Genomic DNA, 17,461 nt, shown 5'->3' with positions numbered 1-17,461 from the left:
CACGCTGCCTTGGCGACGCGCGAAAGCGGCAGGGCGCTGATCCGACCGAACCAACGGCCGCAGACGGGTGCGCTCCTGCTTCGGTCAGTTTTCCCTTCAAGTCGCAGCCACAATGTCCGCCGAATAGCGCAATTCACGCAGCGGTTTGACCTGGCTGGTCGTCTCGGCATAGAGCGGATGCGCCTTGTACGCGGCCAGAGCGGCGTCATCCTCGAACTCGGCATAAACGACCACGTCGATCTCGTCCGAAAGCGGGTCGACCTTGCTGTTGAGCGTCACCTCGAACAGACGGGAATGGGGGATGTTGCCCAGCGCCAGCAAGCCCGTGCGTACGGCCTCGACGTCCTCTTTGTGCCGTGCGCTGAAGAAAACGATATGCCGGATCAACCCCAGCCTCCTCGATCGATGTGCAGGCGTGTTTGTTTGCGCGACCGTGTTTTGTGTGGGCAACACGGGCGCGTCAACCGGCAACGATGTCGCGGCAACAACGCGTTGGGCGGGGAGAGGAAACTACATCATGCTGGTGATGTAGCGCACGATGCGGTTAATCTCCCTGACCGTGGTGTCCAGATAGCTGCCCTGATTGTAGAGCCCGTCCCAGATCAGGAAGAACGTGACGGCGCAGATGACGATGACATAACGCATGGCTAAAACTACTGCATCCGGGTGGCTGCAACCATAGTGATTCCGGCGTTGATCAGCGCCCTCCCGCAAAATCTTTCGATTGATCCGTGTTCGCTTGCCTTGGCTCTTGAAGTTCCCTTTGATCGCATGAAAGATTGCTGCCGGGGATTCATCGGGAAGCGGCGTTCGCGCCCTGCCGATGAACTGCGAGAGAGTTGGAAACCGGCGATTTTGCGCCGGCGCCGCAGAAGTCCCGGGGGCGTGACATGGCTCACAAGGAAGACACCAGCGTTGCGTCGGGCGACGCGGTCAGATTGGACGAATTCAATTTCGCCGAGACCGTCAAAGGCCTGCCGGCCAAGGCGCGCATGGTGCTGTCGGCGGCGATGAACCTGCCGCGTGGCTCGCTCAAGGTGAGGATGCCGGACGGCCGCGCCGTCCTCGTCGGCGGCAAGGGCCCGGGTCCGGACGCCGAACTGGTGCTCAAGAACTGGCGCCTGCCCGGCCGCGCCTTCACCGGCGGCACCATCGGCATCGCCGAATCCTACATCGACGGCGATTGGGACAGTCCCGATGTGACCAGTTTCCTGGAACTGTTCGTCGTCAATTCAGAAATCGGAGAGCGCATCGCCGGCGGCGCCAACTGGCTGATCAACGCCGTCCAGCGTGTCCGCCACTGGTTCAACCAAAACACCCGCACCGGCTCGAAGCGCAACATTTCGGCGCACTACGATCTCGGCAACGCCTTTTACAAGGAATGGCTGGATCCGAGCATGACCTATTCGTCGGCGCTCTATGCGGCTGGCGCCAACGATCTGGAAAGCGCGCAAGCCGCCAAATATCGCGCGCTGGCCAAGGACACGGGCATCGGCGCGAACGACCACGTGCTTGAAATCGGTTGCGGCTGGGGCGGCTTTGCCGAATTCGCGGCGCGCGAGATCGGCTGCCGCGTCACCGGGCTGACGATCAGCCGCGAGCAGCATGATTTCGCCAGAGCACGCGTCCAGAAGGCTGGATTTGCCGACAAGATCGACATCAAGCTGCAGGACTACCGCGACGAAACCGGTTCCTACGACCGCATCGCCTCGATCGAGATGTTCGAGGCGGTCGGCGAAAAGTACTGGCCCGTGTTTTTCGGCAAGATGAAGGATTGCCTGCGGCCTGGCGGTACCGCCGGCCTGCAGATCATCACCATCAACGAGAAAGCCTACGATACCTATCGCGCCCGGCCGGATTTCATCCAGCGTTACGTCTTCCCGGGCGGCATGCTGCCGACGCCGTCGATCCTGAAAACGCTCGGCAAAGACCATGGCCTTGCTCATCTGCGCGAGCGCATTTTCCCGGACGACTATGCCCGCACGCTCGCCGAATGGCGCCACCGTTTTTGTGGGTCATGGGAAAAGATCGTCCCGCTCGGTTTCGACGACCGCTTCAAGAAGCTCTGGGAGTTTTACCTGCATTATTGCGAAGCCGGCTTCCGCGCCAGCTACATCGATGTCCGCCAGGTGGTTTACAGAGCTTAGGGTGGCGACGACTAATTTCCGCATGGGATCAATTGGTTCTCCGTCGAACATCAAGTCGATGATGCGGTTCGAGCCGGCTGCTGTTCAATGGCGTGCCAGCCTTCAACAGCGTGCCAAGTCCTGACCGAAGCAGAGCTTCGCGCCTGAATCCGGTCGAGTCCATAAGGGAACAGATGACGTGCGGATGCATGTGCGCGGGCGGAGACGTCAGTTCCTGTCGTCGTCGCCTTGGGTGATCAGCCGCGCGCTGCGCTGCCCTGTCAGGTAGATCCATAGCCAGCTCAGCGAAACCGCAAGCCGGTTACGGAAGCCGATCAGGAAATAGATGTGCGCCAGGCCCCATAGCCACCAGGCCAGCCGGCCGGTGAGCTTGATCCAGCCAAAATCGATCGCGGCGGCGCGCTTGCCGATCGTCGCCAGATCGCCGTCATGCCTGTAGCGGAAAGGCCGCGGGGTTGCGTCGCCGGCAAGCCGGGCCTTGATCGTCGCGGCGACATGCCGGCCCTGCTGCTTGGCGGCGGGTGCTACGCCGGGCACCATGCGGCCATCCGGCCGCAGGACGTGTGCAGCGTCACCGATGACGAAAATCTCCGGGCTGCCCGGCACGGTCAGATCGGGCTCGACCAGCACCCTGCCGGCGCGGTCCGCTGCCGCCCCCAGCCATTCGGCGACCGGCGAAGCGGCGACGCCTGCTGCCCACAGGATAGTCCTGGCCGGCAGATGCGTTTCACCGAAGACGACACCGTCGGCGTCGCAACGTGTCACCGGCCGACCGAGTTCGACCGTCACGCCAAGCCGCTCGAGCGCCTTGCTGGCGTAGTCGGAGAGTTCAGGCGCGAAATTAGGAAGGATACGGTCACCGGCCTCGATCAGCACCACGCGCGTCTGCCGCGTATCGATGTTGCGGAACTCTCCGCGCAGCATCTCGTGCGCCAGTTCGACAATGGTGCCGGCCAGTTCCACGCCTGTTGGTCCGCCACCGACGATCGCAAGTGTCAGCAGCGCCTGGCGCCTGGCGGGATCACTTTCCCGCTCGGCCTGCTCGAAGGCGAGCAGAATGCGCCGTCGAATGGTGGTGGCGTCCTCCAGCGTCTTCAGCCCCGGTGCGAAAGGCTCCCACTCGTCATGGCCGAAATAGGCGTGGCGGGCGCCGGTGGCCAGCAGCAGCGTGTCGTATCCAATCGCACCGCCATCATCGAGCAGCACGTTTTTGCCGGCGCGGTCGACGCCGCTGACGGTGGCCAGCAGTGTCGTCACATCCTTGCGCTTGCGCAGGAGATGGCGGATCGGCCAGGCGACTTCCGAGGTCGCCAGCGCCGTAGTCGCCACCTGATAGAGCAGCGGCTGGAAAAGATGATGGTTGCGCTTGTCGATCATGGTGATGCGCACCGGCGCGCCGTCAAGCGCGCGGGTGAATTCGAGACCCCCGAAGCCCGCCCCGACGACGACGACATGATGGCTGGTTTCGTTCATCTCATTCACTCCGGGAGCAGGTTGGGCCAGGAGAGCAGGTGGGGCGGGAGCGCAGACTGGACAGCAATTTCGCCAAGGCTGATGTAGCGACTTTTGTGCACGCAACAACATCCGACTTTGCCGACTGCACGCCCTGAGATGTCGCTGTTGTACATGCCCCCATCCTGCCGCCGAGTATAATTTCATCGAAGCAGACGAAAGGAGAGGAACTTGCATAGCGATCATGACGACGGTCCGGGGCAATATTCCTCGCCGCCTTGCTTCATGCACGAGCTCGACCCGGAATTCCGGCCGCCCCTATCCGACTGGAACGACGTGAAACGATGGCGCAAGGCCGAGCGCGAGCGGCTGATTGCGGCGCGCCTCGCTGTCCCGGCTGAGGTGCGGACGGCAATGTCGCAGCGCATCGGCGAAAACCTCGACGCGGTGATCGGCGACATTGCCGGCCGCATGGTCAGCCTCTACTGGCCGTTCCGCGGCGAGCCGGATTTGCGGGCCTGGATAGCTTCCGTCAATGAGCGCGGCGGCCGTACCGCACTGCCCGTTGTCGTCGAAAAAGCCCGCCCGCTTATCTTTCGCGCCTACGCACCGGGCGACCGGCTTGAGAAGGGTGTCTGGAACATCCCGATCCCGGCTGGAGGCGATCCGGTGCTGCCCGACATCGTCATCTCGCCTGTCGTCGGCATCGATCCGAGACAGTATCGGCTGGGCTATGGCGGCGGCTTCTTCGACCGCACGCTGGCGGCGATGCCGTTCAAGCCGCTGGTCATCGGTGTCGGCTACGAACTGCAGCGCATCGCCACCATCTACCCGCAGCCGCATGACATCCCGATGGACCGGGTGGTAACGGAGGCTTTCAAAGCCTAGGCAAGTTCCGGCTTCATCCCGACCGCCGTCCGGTCGACGATCTCGCGCAAGGCGAACGACGAGTTGATCTTCGTCACATGCGGCATTGCCGACAGCCATTCCTTGTGGATGCGCTCATAGTCGACGAGGTCCTTTGCCGCGATGCGCAGGATATAATCGTATTCACCCGACATCAGGTGGCAGGACAACACGTTCGGGCAGCGCTTTATCGCCGCCTCGAAATCCGACAGTGTCTTTTCGAATTGCCCCGACAGCGATATATGCACAATCGCCGTCATCTGGTGGCCAAGAGCGGCATTGGACAGCCGGGCGTGGTAGCCGCGGATGGTTCCGGATTTCTCCAGATTGTCCAGCCGCCGCGAGCAGGCCGACTGTGACAGGCCGACCTTCTCGGCAAGCGCCGCGTTGGGTATCCGCCCATCCCGTTGCAACGTTTCGAGGATGGCGATATCAATCCTGTCGAGCGGCATTTTTCGGGATTCCTGCGACAATCCAGCTGTTTTACGCAACAATTATCGAACCGCACCGTCTTGCGCAAGCGTATTCGCAAACACCTACGCGACGATTCGTGGTTCACTGTCTCTCAACAGCGAACATGCCCCAAAAGGCTGGATCAGGAGGAGAAGAAGATGCGCGTCGGCTGCCCCCGGGAAATCAAGAACCACGAATACCGCGTCGGCCTGACGCCGGGATCGGTCCGCGAATATGTCGCGCATGGCCACGAAGTGCTGGTCGAGACCGGCGCCGGCGCCGGCATCGGCGCCGACGACAACGCCTATCGCGCCGCCGGCGCCACCATCGCCAAGACGGCCGCCGACGTGTTTGCCAAGTCCGACATGATCGTCAAGGTCAAGGAGCCGCAGCCCAACGAATGGGTCCAGCTCCGTGACGGCCAGATCCTCTACACATATCTCCATCTCGCTCCGGATCCGGAGCAGACCAAGGGCCTGCTGGCCTCGGGCGTGACGGCCATCGCCTACGAGACGGTCACGGACGACCGCGGCGGCCTGCCGCTGCTGGCGCCGATGTCGGAAGTCGCGGGCCGCCTGTCGATCCAGGCGGGCGCCACCGCGCTGCAGAAGGCCAATGGCGGCCGCGGCGTTCTGCTCGGCGGCGTGCCCGGCGTGCTGCCTGGCAAGGTCACTGTGCTCGGCGGCGGCGTCGTCGGCCTGCATGCCGCACGGATGGCGGCCGGCCTTGGCGCCGACGTCACCATCATCGACCGCTCGATCCCGCGTCTGCGCCAGCTCGATGATATCTTCGGCGGCCGCGTCCACACCCGCTACTCGACGGTCGAGGCGCTGGAAGAGGAATGTTTTTCGGCCGACATCGTCGTCGGCGCCGTGCTGATCCCGGGTGCCGCCGCGCCAAAACTCGTTTCGCGCGAAATGCTGTCGGGAATGAAAAAAGGCTCGGTGTTGGTCGATGTTGCCATCGACCAGGGCGGCTGCTTCGAGACCTCGCACGCCACAACTCATGCCGACCCGACCTATGAGGTCGACGGCGTCGTTCACTATTGCGTCGCCAACATGCCGGGCGCGGTGCCGGTCACCTCGGCCCAGGCGTTGAACAACGCGACGCTGCATTACGGCCTGCAGCTTGCCGACAAAGGCCTGAAGGCGCTGGTCGACGATCATCATTTGCGCAACGGCCTCAATGTCCACAAGGGCAAGATCACCAACCGCGCGGTGGCCGAATCACTCGGCTATGAGTTGGTCGAGCCGAAGGCCGTTCTCGCCGCCTGAACCTGCCGCTGATTCTCTCCCGACAAAGCCGCCGGCGCCCCGGCGGCTTTTTTTTCCACAAGAAAATTTCACGGTTTGCGATCAACTGGCCGGCTTTACCCGCTTTGCTTGCAATGTGTCATTACTGTGGCTTTTTTGTTACATCCGCCAGCATGGGCAGGTGCTAGACGGCTGACGGGTTTTTCAAAAGGCAGGGGCAATGACCAGCAAACGATTCGCAAAATCTCTTCTACTTGGCGCAGTTTCCGTTCTGGCGCTTGGATCGGCTTCTCATGCCGCCGACGCGCTTGTGCCGGTGGTGGAAACGTCGGCCTTCAACTGGAGTGGCATCTATGTCGGCTTTGGCGTTGGCGCCGGCGCCAATGTCCACGAGCTCAGCAGCGACTTCATTCCGGGCTTCTCGTTGAACGGCATTGGTGGTGAAGGCGTATACGGTGAATTGACCGTTGGATACGACTATATGGTGTCGCCGCGCTTCCTGATCGGCGGACTCCTGGACGCCCATATCGGCAACATTGAAACCAAGCTCGATGTAGCTGGACTAGAGGCTTCGGTCCAAGAGACCTACGGCTTCGACGCTGGTTTGCGAGCCGGTTACCTGTTCACGCCGAACACTTTGGGCTATGTGCTCGGCGGCTATTCCTGGCAGAAATACGAACTCGACACCAACGCTGGTTTTGACCTGGATTGGGACCAGAGCGGTTACTTCGTCGGAGCCGGCGTTGAAACGGCCATCAACAGCAACTGGACCATCAAGACAGAATATCGCTATACCCGCTTCGGTACCAATGATGATCTGCTTTCCGAGTTCGGTTTGCCGGATGGCGCCCTCAATATCGACACGTCGCGGCATACGTTCCAAGTCGGGGCCAACTATCGCTTTGGCGCCCAGAATGGCGGCGTCGCCTCCTTTGAAGCGCCTGCCTACAACTGGACCGGCTTCTACGTCGGCGGCGCCGCCGGCGCGGGTGCGTCGGTGCATCAGATCGAGGTTCCGCCGCTTGGCGGGCTCGAGTTCAACGGGCTCGGCGGCGAAGGTGTGTTCGGCGAATTGAACGTCGGCTATGACCATGATTTCGGCAGCTGGGTCGCAGGTGTCATGGTGGATGCCCGCTACTCCGGCATGACTTCCGAGTTGGAAGTTCCAGGCGGATCGATCAATCTGGACACCGATTACGGCTTCGATGTGCTTGCCCGCGTCGGTATGAAAGTCAACGAATCGACACTTGCCTATGTGCTCGGCGGTTACAGCTGGCAGCATTTCGATCTGAATGCGTCCTCGCCCATCGGCGACATCCTCGACTGGGACTCCAGCGGCTTCTCGGTGGGTGGTGGTCTGGAAACGGCCATGTCCAGCAACGTGACCGTCGGCCTCGAATACCGCTACTCGCAGTTCTCCGAGGAGGATTTTTCCTCGGAACTTGGGCTGCCGGACGACACTCTCACCTCCACGCCTTCGTTCCACACCGTTCGCATCGGTGCGAAGTACAAGTTCAACTAATTTTCGAGCCGTCCAGACAACAGTCAAAGCCCGTCGGTCATTCCGGCGGGCTTTTTCTTCGGGTGACGAAATACTTCGGGTGAAGAAATACGGGGGCGGGACAATGCAGGCAGCAAAAAAGCGGAGCCAAAGCCCCGCTTCCTCTGATATCGAGATCTCCCGCCGGTTCATCCGCGGTCGGCAAATCGATCGACAATCATTCCATAACGCGACATTGCGACAGGCGCGCGACAGCTGCGACCGATCCGGTCACGCGCGCTCGATCCGGCACTGGTAGCAATTGTTGCGTGCCGAGCGGACATGCACATAGGCGATGTCGTCGCGCTCGAACAAACTCTCGGCCCGCGCCGCGATAGCGCCCGTTGGGATGACGCCGCCACTGCCGTAGACGATGCGGTCGTCGCTGCCATAGCCGCGCACGATGTAGTCGCTGCTTTCGAGAATTTCGGGAAGCGCCTCGGCTTCGGCAGCGCGCTCGCAGGGCTCGGCATGCAGGAAGATCGGACCGGTCTCGGCATAAGGCTGCAATTGCGGAAATGGCCGATAAGCCAGGACAAGGTAGGCTTCTCCAGCGGCGACGTTCTTCAGGCAGTGGCGGCAAGGCACGCCGTCACCGTCGGATATTTTCCGCTCTGGGATCAGGCCATAGGCGTCCGGCCCGCCGCGCTGCAAGGCTCTGACACCTTCCGTGGGTAAGGCCTTGAACTGGATGGTCATGGTGAAATCTCCGATGTCGTCGACCGGAAATTACGTCGCTGTGCCAGCGCCTCCCACCCGATTCCTGCCAATTCGGATCAGTCCATCAGCGCGTCGAGACCGCGCACCAGCCCTGTGATCTCCTGTACCCGCCGGATGGCGAGCAGCGTGCCGGCCACGTAAGGGGCAGCGGACGAGCCGGCGTCGTGGCGGATGGTCAGCCGCTCGTCGGGCAGGCCGAACAGCGCTTCGCAGGACAGGATGTAGGAAGGCAGGCGAAGCGCATGCACCTGCACCCCCTCACCCGTGCCAACCGCCGCACCGCGCGTTCCCGGCACACCGGAGACCTCCGAGACCGGCCGCGCGGTCGAAGCCTTGCGGACATCGGCCAGCGCTTCGGCAAGCTCGCGCGCCGTGCCGGACGGCGCGTCGGGTTTCCTGGCGCTGGCATAGTCGATGACCTCGACATCCGGCACGTATTTCGCCGCCATCAGGGCAAACCGCTTCATCAGCGTGGCGGTGATCGAAAAATTGCCGGCGGCAATGACGCCGACACGATTGGCGCGGGCTGCAGCATCGATCTCGCCGAAATCGGCCGCACCCAGCCCCGAGGTGCCGATCACCACGTGCCGTCCGTTTTCGATGGCCAGCAGCGCATGGTCCTTCACGACATGCGGTTTGGTGTAGTCGACCAGCACGTCCGACGGCACCTCCATTGCCTCGGCCAGCGAGGCGGCAACGATGATGCCGTTTGCCGGCAGGCCGACCAGCAGGCCGGAATCCTGCCCAGCGCCGCTGCGTGACACGGCCGCGGCCAGCGCCATGTCGCCTTGCGCCCCGATCGCCGGAACCAGTGCCTTGCCGACCCAGCCGGTCGCACCGGCCATCACCACCCGAATCGTCATCGTTTGATCCTCCCATCGCTATTTGAGCGCACCGGCCTTAGATGCATGACGAACGCTGGAACAGTTTGAGTGCAAGCTGAAACATCGATGAAGGTTCAGCTTGCCGAGAAAATCATGGCCGCATGACGCTGGCCGCACGTTCGGCGAAGGTCATTGGATGCACCATCTCCTTCTTTTGCGCGACCGGTTCAAAGCCGAGCTTCTGATAGAGCGGCAATGCCGCTGGATGGTCGAGCGTGCAGGTCTGCACCGTCACCCGCCTTGGTCCGTGCGACCAGGCGGCGTCGATCGCCGCACCCAGGAACCAGCGGCCGATGCCTTGGCCGGTGGCGTGCTCCATCATGCCGAAATAGGCCAGTTCCACTTCTCCCGGCAGATGCGGCTTCAGGTCGAAAAAGCCGGCCGGCGAGCCGTCGAGATACAGCACCCTGATGTCCCGGTCCTCGCGGTGGATCCCGGCAGAAAGCTCCTCGTCGCTCAGCCTCAGCACATTGACCCAGTGCCATTTGCGGCCCACCCGATCCATCAAATAGCGGTAGAAATGCAGCGGAATGTCCTTGGTTTTCAGCAATGCGATCTGGCGGTTGTACGGCAGCGCCGGCGAATAGGGCGGCGGCGCATGCATTTCGAGAAACGTCACCGTGACCTCGATGTCTTCAAGCGCGCCGTTTTCCATCGCAGTCAGTCCTTGCCCGTCACGACGGGCGTATCGACAAGCCCACCCCATTCGGTCCATGAACCGTCGTAGAGCCTGTTGTCGGTGTGGCCTAGCGTCTCGAGCGCCAGCGTGATCGCCGCCGCCGTAACGCCTGAGCCGCAAGAGGTGACGACCGGCTTTGACAGGTCGATGCCGGCGTCCTCGATCACCTTGCGCAACCGGTCTTTCGACAGCAACTCGCCATCCTCGGCAAGCGCCGAAAACGGCGCATTGCGCGCGCCGGGCATATGACCCGAGCGGACGCCGGCGCGAGGCTCCGGCTCGGTACCGGCAAACCGGCCAGGCGAACGCGCGTCGGCGATCTGGCTTTCTCCGGTCTCGACGATCCGGCGCATGTCGGCCAGGCTGGCGACGCGAGCGACATCGAAGTCGGCATGGAACACGCAAGGCGCGATCTTCGTCGGCTCCGCCGTCACCGGCCGTCCAGCCGCTTTCCAGCGATCGAAGCCGCCGTCCAATATGTAGACCTGGAACACCCCCATGACACGGAACATCCACCAGGCGCGCGGCGCCGAGAAGAAGCCCGGGCCATCATAGACAACGATGGTGTCGTCGGCCGAAATGCCCATGGCGCCGACATATTGGGCGAAATGCTGCGGCGACGGCAGTGTGTGCGGCAGTGGGGAATCAGGATCCGAGATCGCATCGTGATCCAGGAAACGGGCGCCCGGAATGTGCGCTGCGTCATATTCGGCGCGCGCGTCGCGTTTCTGCGCCGGCAAATACCAGGACGCGTCGACGATGGTCAGGCCAGGCTCGCCGAGGCGCTTCTGCAACCAGTCCGCATCGACGGTGAAAGGGCTGTCTTCGGCCATTGTTCTTCTCCTGCCCGCCTTCGACAATCTGTTTATCAGGCCGGCTGTTTATCAGGCCGGCGGCATTGGTCCAAAGCGTATTCGGAAGCGCCGGTTCTCGCGACCCTTCTTCTCGATCTTGCCGATATGGATCTCGCCGACTTCTCCAGTGCTCTTCACATGAGTGCCGCCGCAAGGCTGGCTGTCGATCGAGGCGTTCTCGCCAATGCAGACCAAGCGGATCTTGCCCGTGCCGACCGGCGGCCGAACATTCTTCGATTTCACCAGTCCCGGATTGGCCGCCAGTTCCTCGTCGGTGATCAGCCTGACAAAGACCGGGTGGTCGGCCCGCACCAATTCCATCAGCCGGGCCGTCACGTCTTCCCTGGTGAAGCCGGCATCCGGAATATCGAAATCGATACGGCTGTCGTCCTCGGAAACCGAGGCACCGGTGATCGGGAACGGGCAGACGACGGTAAGCAAGTGGCAGGCTGTGTGCATGCGCATCAGCAGATGCCGCCTCTGCCAATTGAGGGCAAGGTTTACCGGCTCACCGACCTCGGGCACCGCCTGCTCAGGCGGCGGCACATGGATGATGTCATCCTTGGTCTCACCGGTGATGGTGGCGGCAACAGCGATCAGGCTGCCGTCGGCGCGTTCGAGGGTGCCCGTATCGCCAGGCTGCCCGCCCGACGTGGCATAGAAGATCGTCCGGTCCAGAATGATGCCGCCACGGTCGTTGACGGCGACAACCACGGCATCAGCCGTCCTGAGATAGGGGTCGTCGCGAAACAGGGCATCCGTCCTGTAAGCCATCACGCAACCTTTTCGAACGGCACCGAGATTGTGCTCGGCTGTTCCATCCAGCCCGGCACCGGTAGCTGCTTCTGACGCAGGAATTCCGGGTTGAACAATTTCGACTGATAGCGCGTGCCGTAGTCGCAAAGCACAGTCACGATGGTGTGGCCGGGACCCATCTCACGTGCCAGCCGGATCGCGCCGGCAATGTTGATGCCGGTCGAGCCGCCGACGCACAGACCTTCCTCCTGGATCAGGTCGAAGACGATAGGCAGCGCGTCCTCGTCCGGAATCTGGAAGGAGAAATCCGGCGTGAACCCTTCCAGATTGGCGGTGACCCGCCCCTGCCCGATGCCTTCGGTGATCGAGCTGCCTTCGGATTTCAGCTCGCCGGTGGTGTAGAAGCTATAGAGCGCCGCACCGAGCGGATCGGCGAGCGCGATCTTGACGTCCTTGCTCCTGGCCTTGAGCCCGAAGGCGACGCCGGCCAGTGTTCCGCCGGAGCCGACCGCCGAGACGAAACCGTCGACCTTGCCGCCGGTCTGGGCCCAGATTTCTTCCGCCGTGGTGCGGGTATGGCCATCACGGTTGGCGACGTTGTCGAACTGATTGGCCCAGATCGCGCCGTTCGGCTCGGACCGGGCCATCTGCTCGGCCAGACGGCCCGACAGTTTCACATAATTGTTGGGGTTCTTGTAGGGAACGGCAGGCACCTCGATCAGCTCGGCGCCGAGCAATCTGATCGTGTCCTTCTTCTCCTGGCTTTGCGTCTCCGGGATGACGATTACGGTGCGGTAGCCAAGCGCCTTGGCGACCAGCGTCAATCCGATGCCGGTGTTGCCGGCCGTCCCCTCGACAATCACCCCGCCCGGCCCCAAAAGTCCGCGCTGCTCGGCGTCGCGGATGATGAACAGCGCGGCACGGTCCTTGACCGACTGGCCCGGATTCATGAATTCGGCCTTGCCCAGGATCTCGCAGCCGGTTTCTTCCGAGGCTTTGTTGAGGCGGATCAGAGGCGTATTGCCGATCGCTTCGATCACAGAACGGGGCATGGAGATTCCTTTATGCTTGCGGCCGAACCCTAGAAACCCGAAGCTTGGGTTTCAAGGCAAGAATTTGCCTGGTCCAGCAGCATTTCCGGGCTGCAATTTCCTAAAACAGACGTTGCGTTGCGCCAATCATTGAAGCTCACCATTGAAAAGCGCTCTTTTCATCCGATTTCTTCACCGCTAGAGCACAGGCTAAGAAAAAGTCGCAGGGCATAGCATGACACTCTATCGGGCCGACCCGAAGCACGGCGTCGCCTGGATTACCGGCGGCAGCAGCGGCATCGGCCGTTCACTGGCCAAGGACCTTGCGGCGCAAGGCTATGTCGTCGCGGTGACGGCGCTCGACGACGATCCGATCGACACGCTTGTTGTCGAGACGGCGCAGATGCCGGGCCAAGTCACGGCCTATCCTTGCGACGTCACCGACGAGAACCGCATGGCAAGGACGGTCGCGGCGATCGAGAAGGATCTCGGCCCGATCGTCTTGGCCGTGTTCAATGCCGGGAGCTATATTGCGACCGCCGGCGAAGACCTCACCGTCCGTGGATTTCGCCAGTCCTTCGATGTCAATTATTTCGGCATCATCAACGGCCTGGTGCCGGTCATCGAGCGCATGCGCGTCCGCGCGCGCGGCCATATCGTCCTGGTCGGTTCGGTCACTGCCTATTTCGGCTGGCCGACCACGGCCGCCTATGGCGGCACCAAGGCGGCGATCAATATCCTCGCCGAATCGCTGAAGTACGATTTCGACAAGATGAACGTCCGCATCCAGGTGATAAACCCGGGCTTCGTCGACACCCCGCTGACCGAGAAGAATTTGCTGCCGATGCCCGGGCTGATGCCCGTCAATCGCGCCTCGCGCCGCATGGCGCGCGGCATCAAGTCCGGCGGCTTCGAAGTCACCTTCCCGCGGCGCTTGAGCTGGGGCCTGAAGCTGCTCAGAATCCTGCCGAGACCGTTCTGCCGATGGGTCATCAGCACCGCGACCCGCTGGAAGGCGCGTCCGCTTAATTTCGACCGCAAGCCGCCGAGCGAATAGACCGGCCATCAAAGTTGGCGATCCCGCCGCCGGCGGGACGTCGTTGCCTGTTTGCCATCGTGGCCATTAGGTTGAGATTTATTGCGTGGAGTCTGCGATGGGGCGACGGATCGTGCTTGCGGTATTGGGTCTCGCCGTCATTCTCGTCCTTGCCTACGTCTTTGGCCCGCGCGTCCCAGCCGACACCACGATCCGCTTCGATCCTTCGGTGATCGGCGATGACCCGCAAGCCTATCTGGCACGCAAGGAGGCGGCCGTACCTGATATCCACGACGGGCTGGAAAAGGAAATCATCTGGGCCAATCCGATGGTTCACGCCAGGACGCCGCTGTCAATCGTCTATATCCACGGCTTTTCGGCGTCGAAGGGCGAGGTTCGTCCGCTTCCCGACGAGGTGGCCGACCAGCTCGACGCCAATCTTTACTATACGCGTCTCACCGGCCACGGACAGGGCGGTGCCGCAATGGCCGACGGCAGCGTCAACGCCTGGATCAACGACTATGAGGAAGCGCTCGCCATCGGCCGAGCGATCGGCGACAAAGTGATCGTCATCGCCACCTCGACCGGCGGCTCGCTGGCAGCCTGGGCTGCGACGCAGCCTGGCGCATCGGACGGGGTGGCGGCCATAGCGTCATCTCGCCGAATTTCGGCGTCAAGGCTTCCGGCGCCGAACTTCTGACCATGCCGTGGGGCCGAGAGATCGCCGAGCTGGTCGCCGGCAAGGAGCGCAGCTTCGTGCCACGCAATGCGCTGCACGAGAAATTCTGGACCTGGCGCTATCCGATCGCGGCGACCCTGCCGATGGTGGCGCTGACCGAGCTGGCCTATGGCGCGCCGGTGGAGAAGGCGACCATCCCTGCCCTCTTCATCCTTTCCGATTCGGACAGGATCGTGCGGCCGGACCGCACCCGTGACATCGCCGGGCGCTGGGGCGCGGCGCACGAACTGGTGCCGGTCGACGATACCGGCGATCGGGACAACCATGTCATTGCCGGAGACGCGCTGTCGCCAGCAACAACAGCTTTCCTCGCCCGGCGCATTGTCGTCTGGGTACAGGCGGTGGTGAAGTAGATTTCTGGCGAAAAAGGCGACCGAAGCATCGCTCCGATCGCCTTTTTCATTGTGAGCAGCCGACCCGACAGGCGCGGGCCGGATGCGCTATCTGATTACGCAGCCCGCGCTGCTGGCCGCTTGCCGCCGAAACGACGCTTGTTGTTGCCCTTGAACGTCTTGGCACCCTCCGGCTTGCGTTCGCCGGCAAAGGCCGGCTTGTCGCCGAAGCGCTTGTTGCCGTTGTTGTGGCCGCCCGGCCGCCTGCCGTCGCGACGACCGTTGCGGTCGTTGGCCGGCTCGAAGCTGCGCTCGTTCTTTTCGGCAGGATTGCGCTGCGGGTCGGGACTGCCGAGATGATCGGCAACGATCGGCAGCTTGGTGCGGATGATGCGCTCGACCTGACGCAGCTTGCTGTTCTCGGACGGGTCGCAAAGCGTGATGGCGATGCCGTCCATGCCGTTACGGCCGGTGCGGCCGATGCGGTGGACATAGCTCTCCGCCTCGTCCGGCAGGTCGAAATTCACCACATGGCTGATGCCGGGCACGTCGATGCCGCGCGCCGCGATATCGGTCGCCACAAGAATGCGCACCGAACCCTCGCGGAAATCGTTCAGCGCCTTCTGGCGGGCGTTCTGCGACTTGTTACCGTGGATGACGGCGGCCTTGAAGCCATCGCGCTCGAGATCCTTGGTCACCCTGTCGGCGCCATGCTTGGTGCGCGAAAAGATGATGACCGACTTCATCGCCGCGTCGGCGAGCATCGTCGCCAGAACCTGGCGCTTTTGCTTGGTGCGGGCAAAGACGACGCCCTGTACGATCTCGGCCGCCGCAGTGCTGTGAGGCGCCACTTCGACGCGGATCGGGTTCTTCAGCAGACCCTTGGCCAGCTCGGCGATTTCGGCTGGCATGGTCGCCGAGAACAGCACCGTCTGACGGTCCGGCGCGGTCGCCCTGGCGATGCGCTTGACGTCGTTGATGAAGCCCATGTCGAGCATGCGGTCGCCTTCGTCGAGCACCAGCCATTTGGTGTCGGCAAGCACGAGGTCGCCCTCACGCACCAGATCGGTCAGCCGGCCGGGCGTGGCAATCAAAATGTCGACGCCGGGAGCGATCTTCTTCACCTGGCTGAAGCGCGAGACGCCGCCAAGCACGAGTGCTGTCGAGACATGCGCGCCCTTGGCGAGCAGCTTGATCATCTCTTCGATCTGCACGGCGAGCTCACGCGTCGGCGCCAGGATCAGCGCACGAGCGGTCTTCGGCCGGCGCTTGGTGCCGAGCGCGATGATCTTCGACAGGATCGGCAGCGCGAACGCCGCGGTCTTGCCCGAACCGGTCTGGGCGATGCCGAAAATGTCACGGCCCTCCAGCTGCGGCGGGATCGCCTGGGCCTGGATCGGCTTCGGATCGGTGAAGCCTGCGCCATGGGTGGCCTTGAGCAGCGCGCCCGTAATTCCAAGTGCTGCGAAACCCGAAAGTTCGCCAGTGTCCTTACCGGTCAGATTGTCGTTACCGGTCAAAGTGTTTTCGTTGTTCAAAATATTCTTCTTTCACGCGGCTCCTGGCCGCAAACATCGATGGCGGCAGGGCGCAACCTGCCGTCGAAAAACTGTCATGAAACGACAAGGCGGGCGGACGTTATCGTCCGCACGGCTGCGCTGTCGTGCCCGCAGGCATCATGCCACGGGGCTTTTTCGCCGCCTTGCCGATGTACCGGAAAGAGGGAAAACAGACGCAACCAGTCTCATTCGTCGAGAAGGCCGGATAGGTCCCGGCCCAAGCGCCTATGCCGCCGCATATGGCCCAGTTCGCCGCGAAATGCAAGGGCCGTCATGTTGCAGCGCAGCAAAAACAGCCACGACGAGCAGCCGTGAAGGTCTGCTCAAACTTCTCCCGGCCATTCCCTCGCCCCATGCTGGACGAACAGAACTTCTATTTGAGTGTCTTTCACCCGATACGCAACGACACCAGTTCCTCAGCACAGAGGATTTGGTTCTTTGACTGACGGCCGCTGACGACCGGTATGCAACCGCCAATCTCCAACGTCTGCGATTAGCCGTAAGCCACCCACGCCTTCGTCATCCTAGGTCGAAGCAAGGAGCGAAGCGACGCGGCGCAGAACCTAGGATCCATGCCGTGACATCCGCCGAAGAATGCAGCGGAGCAGAACCGAATGCTACCATCCGGTCCCGCGAAAAAGCTCGAACCACTCCGGATTGGTCTTCTCAATCAACTCTATCTTACACTGGCGCGGCCAGCGCTTCAGCGACTTCTCGCGCTGGATGGCATTGCGAATGTCGAAATGTTCCTCGTACCAGACCAGACGCTGCACGCCGTAGCGGCTGGTGAAGAGCGAGCCCTGGCAGGATCTGTGCTCCGGCATGCGGCGGCCGAAATCGTTGGTGACGCCGATGTAGATCGTGCCACGCTTCTGGCTCGCGGTCATGTAGGCATAGCCGGTCATGGTTAGAAGGGTAGCTGGCACCGTTGCGGATACAAGCGCCATTCTGAGCCGCTGCATTCTTCGGCTGATGTCACGGAATGGATCCTAGGGTCTGCGCCGCGTCGCTTCGCGCTTTGCTCCGCCCTAGGATGACGAAGTGGAGGGATGCTTTGGCTAAGCTCGAAATTTTGCGCGCTGCCACTGAGACGGCCGTTTGCGGGGTTATCTATATTCGC

The 17,461-nt window shown here is 62.4% G+C and carries 17 protein-coding genes and 1 pseudogene; 6 read left to right on the top strand and 12 right to left on the bottom strand.

Annotated elements, in window-relative coordinates:
- Positions 1-96: 96 nt before the first annotated feature.
- Both AC0L17_RS06700 and AC0L17_RS06695 read right to left on the bottom strand, forming a co-directional pair.
- Positions 97-387: a Dabb family protein gene (locus AC0L17_RS06700; RefSeq protein WP_027154007.1), complete on the bottom strand. Its 291-nt coding sequence runs from the start codon at positions 385-387 to the stop codon at positions 97-99.
- 123 nt (positions 388-510) lie between these two features.
- Positions 511-645 carry a hypothetical protein gene (locus AC0L17_RS06695; RefSeq protein WP_023799246.1) on the bottom strand — a complete coding sequence of 45 codons (135 nt, stop codon included), beginning with the start codon at positions 643-645 and terminating at the stop codon, positions 511-513.
- A gap of 245 nt (positions 646-890) precedes the next feature.
- Here AC0L17_RS06695 and AC0L17_RS06690 point away from each other — a divergent pair, with 245 nt between their 5' ends.
- A complete protein-coding gene (locus AC0L17_RS06690) occupies positions 891-2,147 on the top strand; it encodes a class I SAM-dependent methyltransferase (RefSeq protein WP_473515231.1) in 1,257 nt (418 codons plus the stop codon).
- 207 nt (positions 2,148-2,354) lie between these two features.
- Here AC0L17_RS06690 and AC0L17_RS06685 read toward each other — a convergent pair whose 3' ends face one another.
- Complete coding sequence (locus tag AC0L17_RS06685; RefSeq protein ID WP_473515230.1) at positions 2,355-3,620, bottom strand: NAD(P)/FAD-dependent oxidoreductase; 1,266 nt, start codon at positions 3,618-3,620, stop codon at positions 2,355-2,357.
- 264 nt (positions 3,621-3,884) lie between these two features.
- On the opposite strand from AC0L17_RS06685, the gene AC0L17_RS06680 reads away from it, so the two are divergent.
- Positions 3,885-4,487, top strand: a complete 603-nt coding sequence (locus tag AC0L17_RS06680) for a 5-formyltetrahydrofolate cyclo-ligase (protein ID WP_473515355.1) — start codon at positions 3,885-3,887, stop codon at positions 4,485-4,487.
- Here the strand turns inward: AC0L17_RS06680 and AC0L17_RS06675 are convergent.
- A complete protein-coding gene (locus AC0L17_RS06675; protein ID WP_023799250.1) occupies positions 4,484-4,957 on the bottom strand; it encodes an Lrp/AsnC family transcriptional regulator in 474 nt (157 codons plus the stop codon). The two genes, AC0L17_RS06680 and AC0L17_RS06675, sit on opposite strands and share 4 nt — an antisense overlap.
- Before the next feature lie 159 nt (positions 4,958-5,116).
- Here AC0L17_RS06675 and ald point away from each other — a divergent pair, with 159 nt between their 5' ends.
- Together ald and AC0L17_RS06665 are read left to right on the top strand one after the other, a co-directional pair.
- Entirely contained in the window at positions 5,117-6,232 is a 1,116-nt protein-coding gene (gene ald / locus AC0L17_RS06670; protein ID WP_091591151.1) for an alanine dehydrogenase, read from the top strand.
- Positions 6,233-6,431: 199 nt separating this feature from the next.
- The gene (locus tag AC0L17_RS06665) at positions 6,432-7,733 is read left to right on the top strand and encodes an outer membrane protein (protein ID WP_473515229.1); all 1,302 of its coding nucleotides are present in this window, start codon (positions 6,432-6,434) and stop codon (positions 7,731-7,733) included.
- 249 nt (positions 7,734-7,982) lie between these two features.
- Here the strand turns inward: AC0L17_RS06665 and AC0L17_RS06660 are convergent, their stop codons facing one another.
- The 6 genes from AC0L17_RS06660 to AC0L17_RS06635 all read right to left on the bottom strand — a co-directional run bounded on the left by AC0L17_RS06660 (position 7,983) and on the right by AC0L17_RS06635 (position 12,696).
- Positions 7,983-8,450 (bottom strand): DUF1203 domain-containing protein, encoded by a 468-nt coding sequence (locus tag AC0L17_RS06660; protein ID WP_473515228.1) that lies wholly within the window; start codon positions 8,448-8,450, stop codon positions 7,983-7,985.
- A 77-nt stretch (positions 8,451-8,527) separates the two neighbouring features.
- Positions 8,528-9,334 (bottom strand): 4-hydroxy-tetrahydrodipicolinate reductase, encoded by an 807-nt coding sequence (dapB, locus tag AC0L17_RS06655; protein WP_473515227.1) that lies wholly within the window; start codon positions 9,332-9,334, stop codon positions 8,528-8,530.
- Between the two features lie 112 nt (positions 9,335-9,446).
- On the bottom strand, positions 9,447-10,010 hold the full coding sequence (locus AC0L17_RS06650; protein ID WP_473515226.1) for a GNAT family N-acetyltransferase: 564 nt from the start codon (positions 10,008-10,010) through the stop codon (positions 9,447-9,449).
- 5 nt (positions 10,011-10,015) lie between these two features.
- Positions 10,016-10,867 carry a 3-mercaptopyruvate sulfurtransferase gene (gene sseA / locus AC0L17_RS06645; protein ID WP_473515225.1) on the bottom strand — a complete coding sequence of 284 codons (852 nt, stop codon included), beginning with the start codon at positions 10,865-10,867 and terminating at the stop codon, positions 10,016-10,018.
- Positions 10,868-10,918: 51 nt separating this feature from the next.
- The gene (locus tag AC0L17_RS06640; protein WP_473515224.1) at positions 10,919-11,662 is read right to left on the bottom strand and encodes an alanyl-tRNA editing protein; all 744 of its coding nucleotides are present in this window, start codon (positions 11,660-11,662) and stop codon (positions 10,919-10,921) included.
- Positions 11,662-12,696, bottom strand: a complete 1,035-nt coding sequence (locus tag AC0L17_RS06635; RefSeq protein WP_473515223.1) for a cysteine synthase A — start codon at positions 12,694-12,696, stop codon at positions 11,662-11,664. The genes AC0L17_RS06640 and AC0L17_RS06635 overlap by 1 nt, the downstream gene beginning before the upstream one ends.
- Before the next feature lie 214 nt (positions 12,697-12,910).
- Between AC0L17_RS06635 and AC0L17_RS06630 the strand changes: the two genes are divergently transcribed.
- Together AC0L17_RS06630 and AC0L17_RS06625 are read left to right on the top strand one after the other, a co-directional pair.
- On the top strand, positions 12,911-13,732 hold the full coding sequence (locus AC0L17_RS06630; protein WP_473515222.1) for an SDR family oxidoreductase: 822 nt from the start codon (positions 12,911-12,913) through the stop codon (positions 13,730-13,732).
- A gap of 97 nt (positions 13,733-13,829) precedes the next feature.
- A pseudogene (locus AC0L17_RS06625) lies at positions 13,830-14,803 on the top strand (alpha/beta hydrolase).
- A gap of 95 nt (positions 14,804-14,898) precedes the next feature.
- Here AC0L17_RS06625 and AC0L17_RS06620 read toward each other — a convergent pair.
- On the bottom strand, positions 14,899-16,320 hold the full coding sequence (locus AC0L17_RS06620; RefSeq protein ID WP_473515221.1) for a DEAD/DEAH box helicase: 1,422 nt from the start codon (positions 16,318-16,320) through the stop codon (positions 14,899-14,901).
- Between the two features lie 638 nt (positions 16,321-16,958).
- The gene (locus AC0L17_RS06615) at positions 16,959-17,246 is read right to left on the bottom strand and encodes a GIY-YIG nuclease family protein (RefSeq protein WP_473515354.1); all 288 of its coding nucleotides are present in this window, start codon (positions 17,244-17,246) and stop codon (positions 16,959-16,961) included.
- Positions 17,247-17,461: the final 215 nt, after the last annotated feature.

Source organism: Mesorhizobium sp. WSM4829 (assembly GCF_055811475.1).
This window is presented reverse-complemented; position numbering and strand designations above follow the sequence as displayed.

Coding starts and splice junctions, on each gene's coding strand:
- AC0L17_RS06695 (WP_023799246.1), bottom strand. CDS start 645: ATGCGTTATGTCATCGTCATCTGCGCCGTCACGTTCTTCCTGATCTGG.
- AC0L17_RS06630 (WP_473515222.1), top strand. CDS start 12,911: ATGACACTCTATCGGGCCGACCCGAAGCACGGCGTCGCCTGGATTACC.
- AC0L17_RS06675 (WP_023799250.1), bottom strand. CDS start 4,957: ATGCCGCTCGACAGGATTGATATCGCCATCCTCGAAACGTTGCAACGG.
- AC0L17_RS06685 (WP_473515230.1), bottom strand. CDS start 3,620: ATGAACGAAACCAGCCATCATGTCGTCGTCGTCGGGGCGGGCTTCGGG.
- AC0L17_RS06615 (WP_473515354.1), bottom strand. CDS start 17,246: ATGACCGGCTATGCCTACATGACCGCGAGCCAGAAGCGTGGCACGATC.
- dapB (WP_473515227.1), bottom strand. CDS start 9,334: ATGACGATTCGGGTGGTGATGGCCGGTGCGACCGGCTGGGTCGGCAAG.
- AC0L17_RS06635 (WP_473515223.1), bottom strand. CDS start 12,696: ATGCCCCGTTCTGTGATCGAAGCGATCGGCAATACGCCTCTGATCCGC.
- AC0L17_RS06660 (WP_473515228.1), bottom strand. CDS start 8,450: ATGACCATCCAGTTCAAGGCCTTACCCACGGAAGGTGTCAGAGCCTTG.
- AC0L17_RS06650 (WP_473515226.1), bottom strand. CDS start 10,010: ATGGAAAACGGCGCGCTTGAAGACATCGAGGTCACGGTGACGTTTCTC.
- sseA (WP_473515225.1), bottom strand. CDS start 10,867: ATGGCCGAAGACAGCCCTTTCACCGTCGATGCGGACTGGTTGCAGAAG.
- AC0L17_RS06690 (WP_473515231.1), top strand. CDS start 891: ATGGCTCACAAGGAAGACACCAGCGTTGCGTCGGGCGACGCGGTCAGA.
- AC0L17_RS06665 (WP_473515229.1), top strand. CDS start 6,432: ATGACCAGCAAACGATTCGCAAAATCTCTTCTACTTGGCGCAGTTTCC.
- AC0L17_RS06640 (WP_473515224.1), bottom strand. CDS start 11,662: ATGGCTTACAGGACGGATGCCCTGTTTCGCGACGACCCCTATCTCAGG.
- AC0L17_RS06680 (WP_473515355.1), top strand. CDS start 3,885: ATGCACGAGCTCGACCCGGAATTCCGGCCGCCCCTATCCGACTGGAAC.
- ald (WP_091591151.1), top strand. CDS start 5,117: ATGCGCGTCGGCTGCCCCCGGGAAATCAAGAACCACGAATACCGCGTC.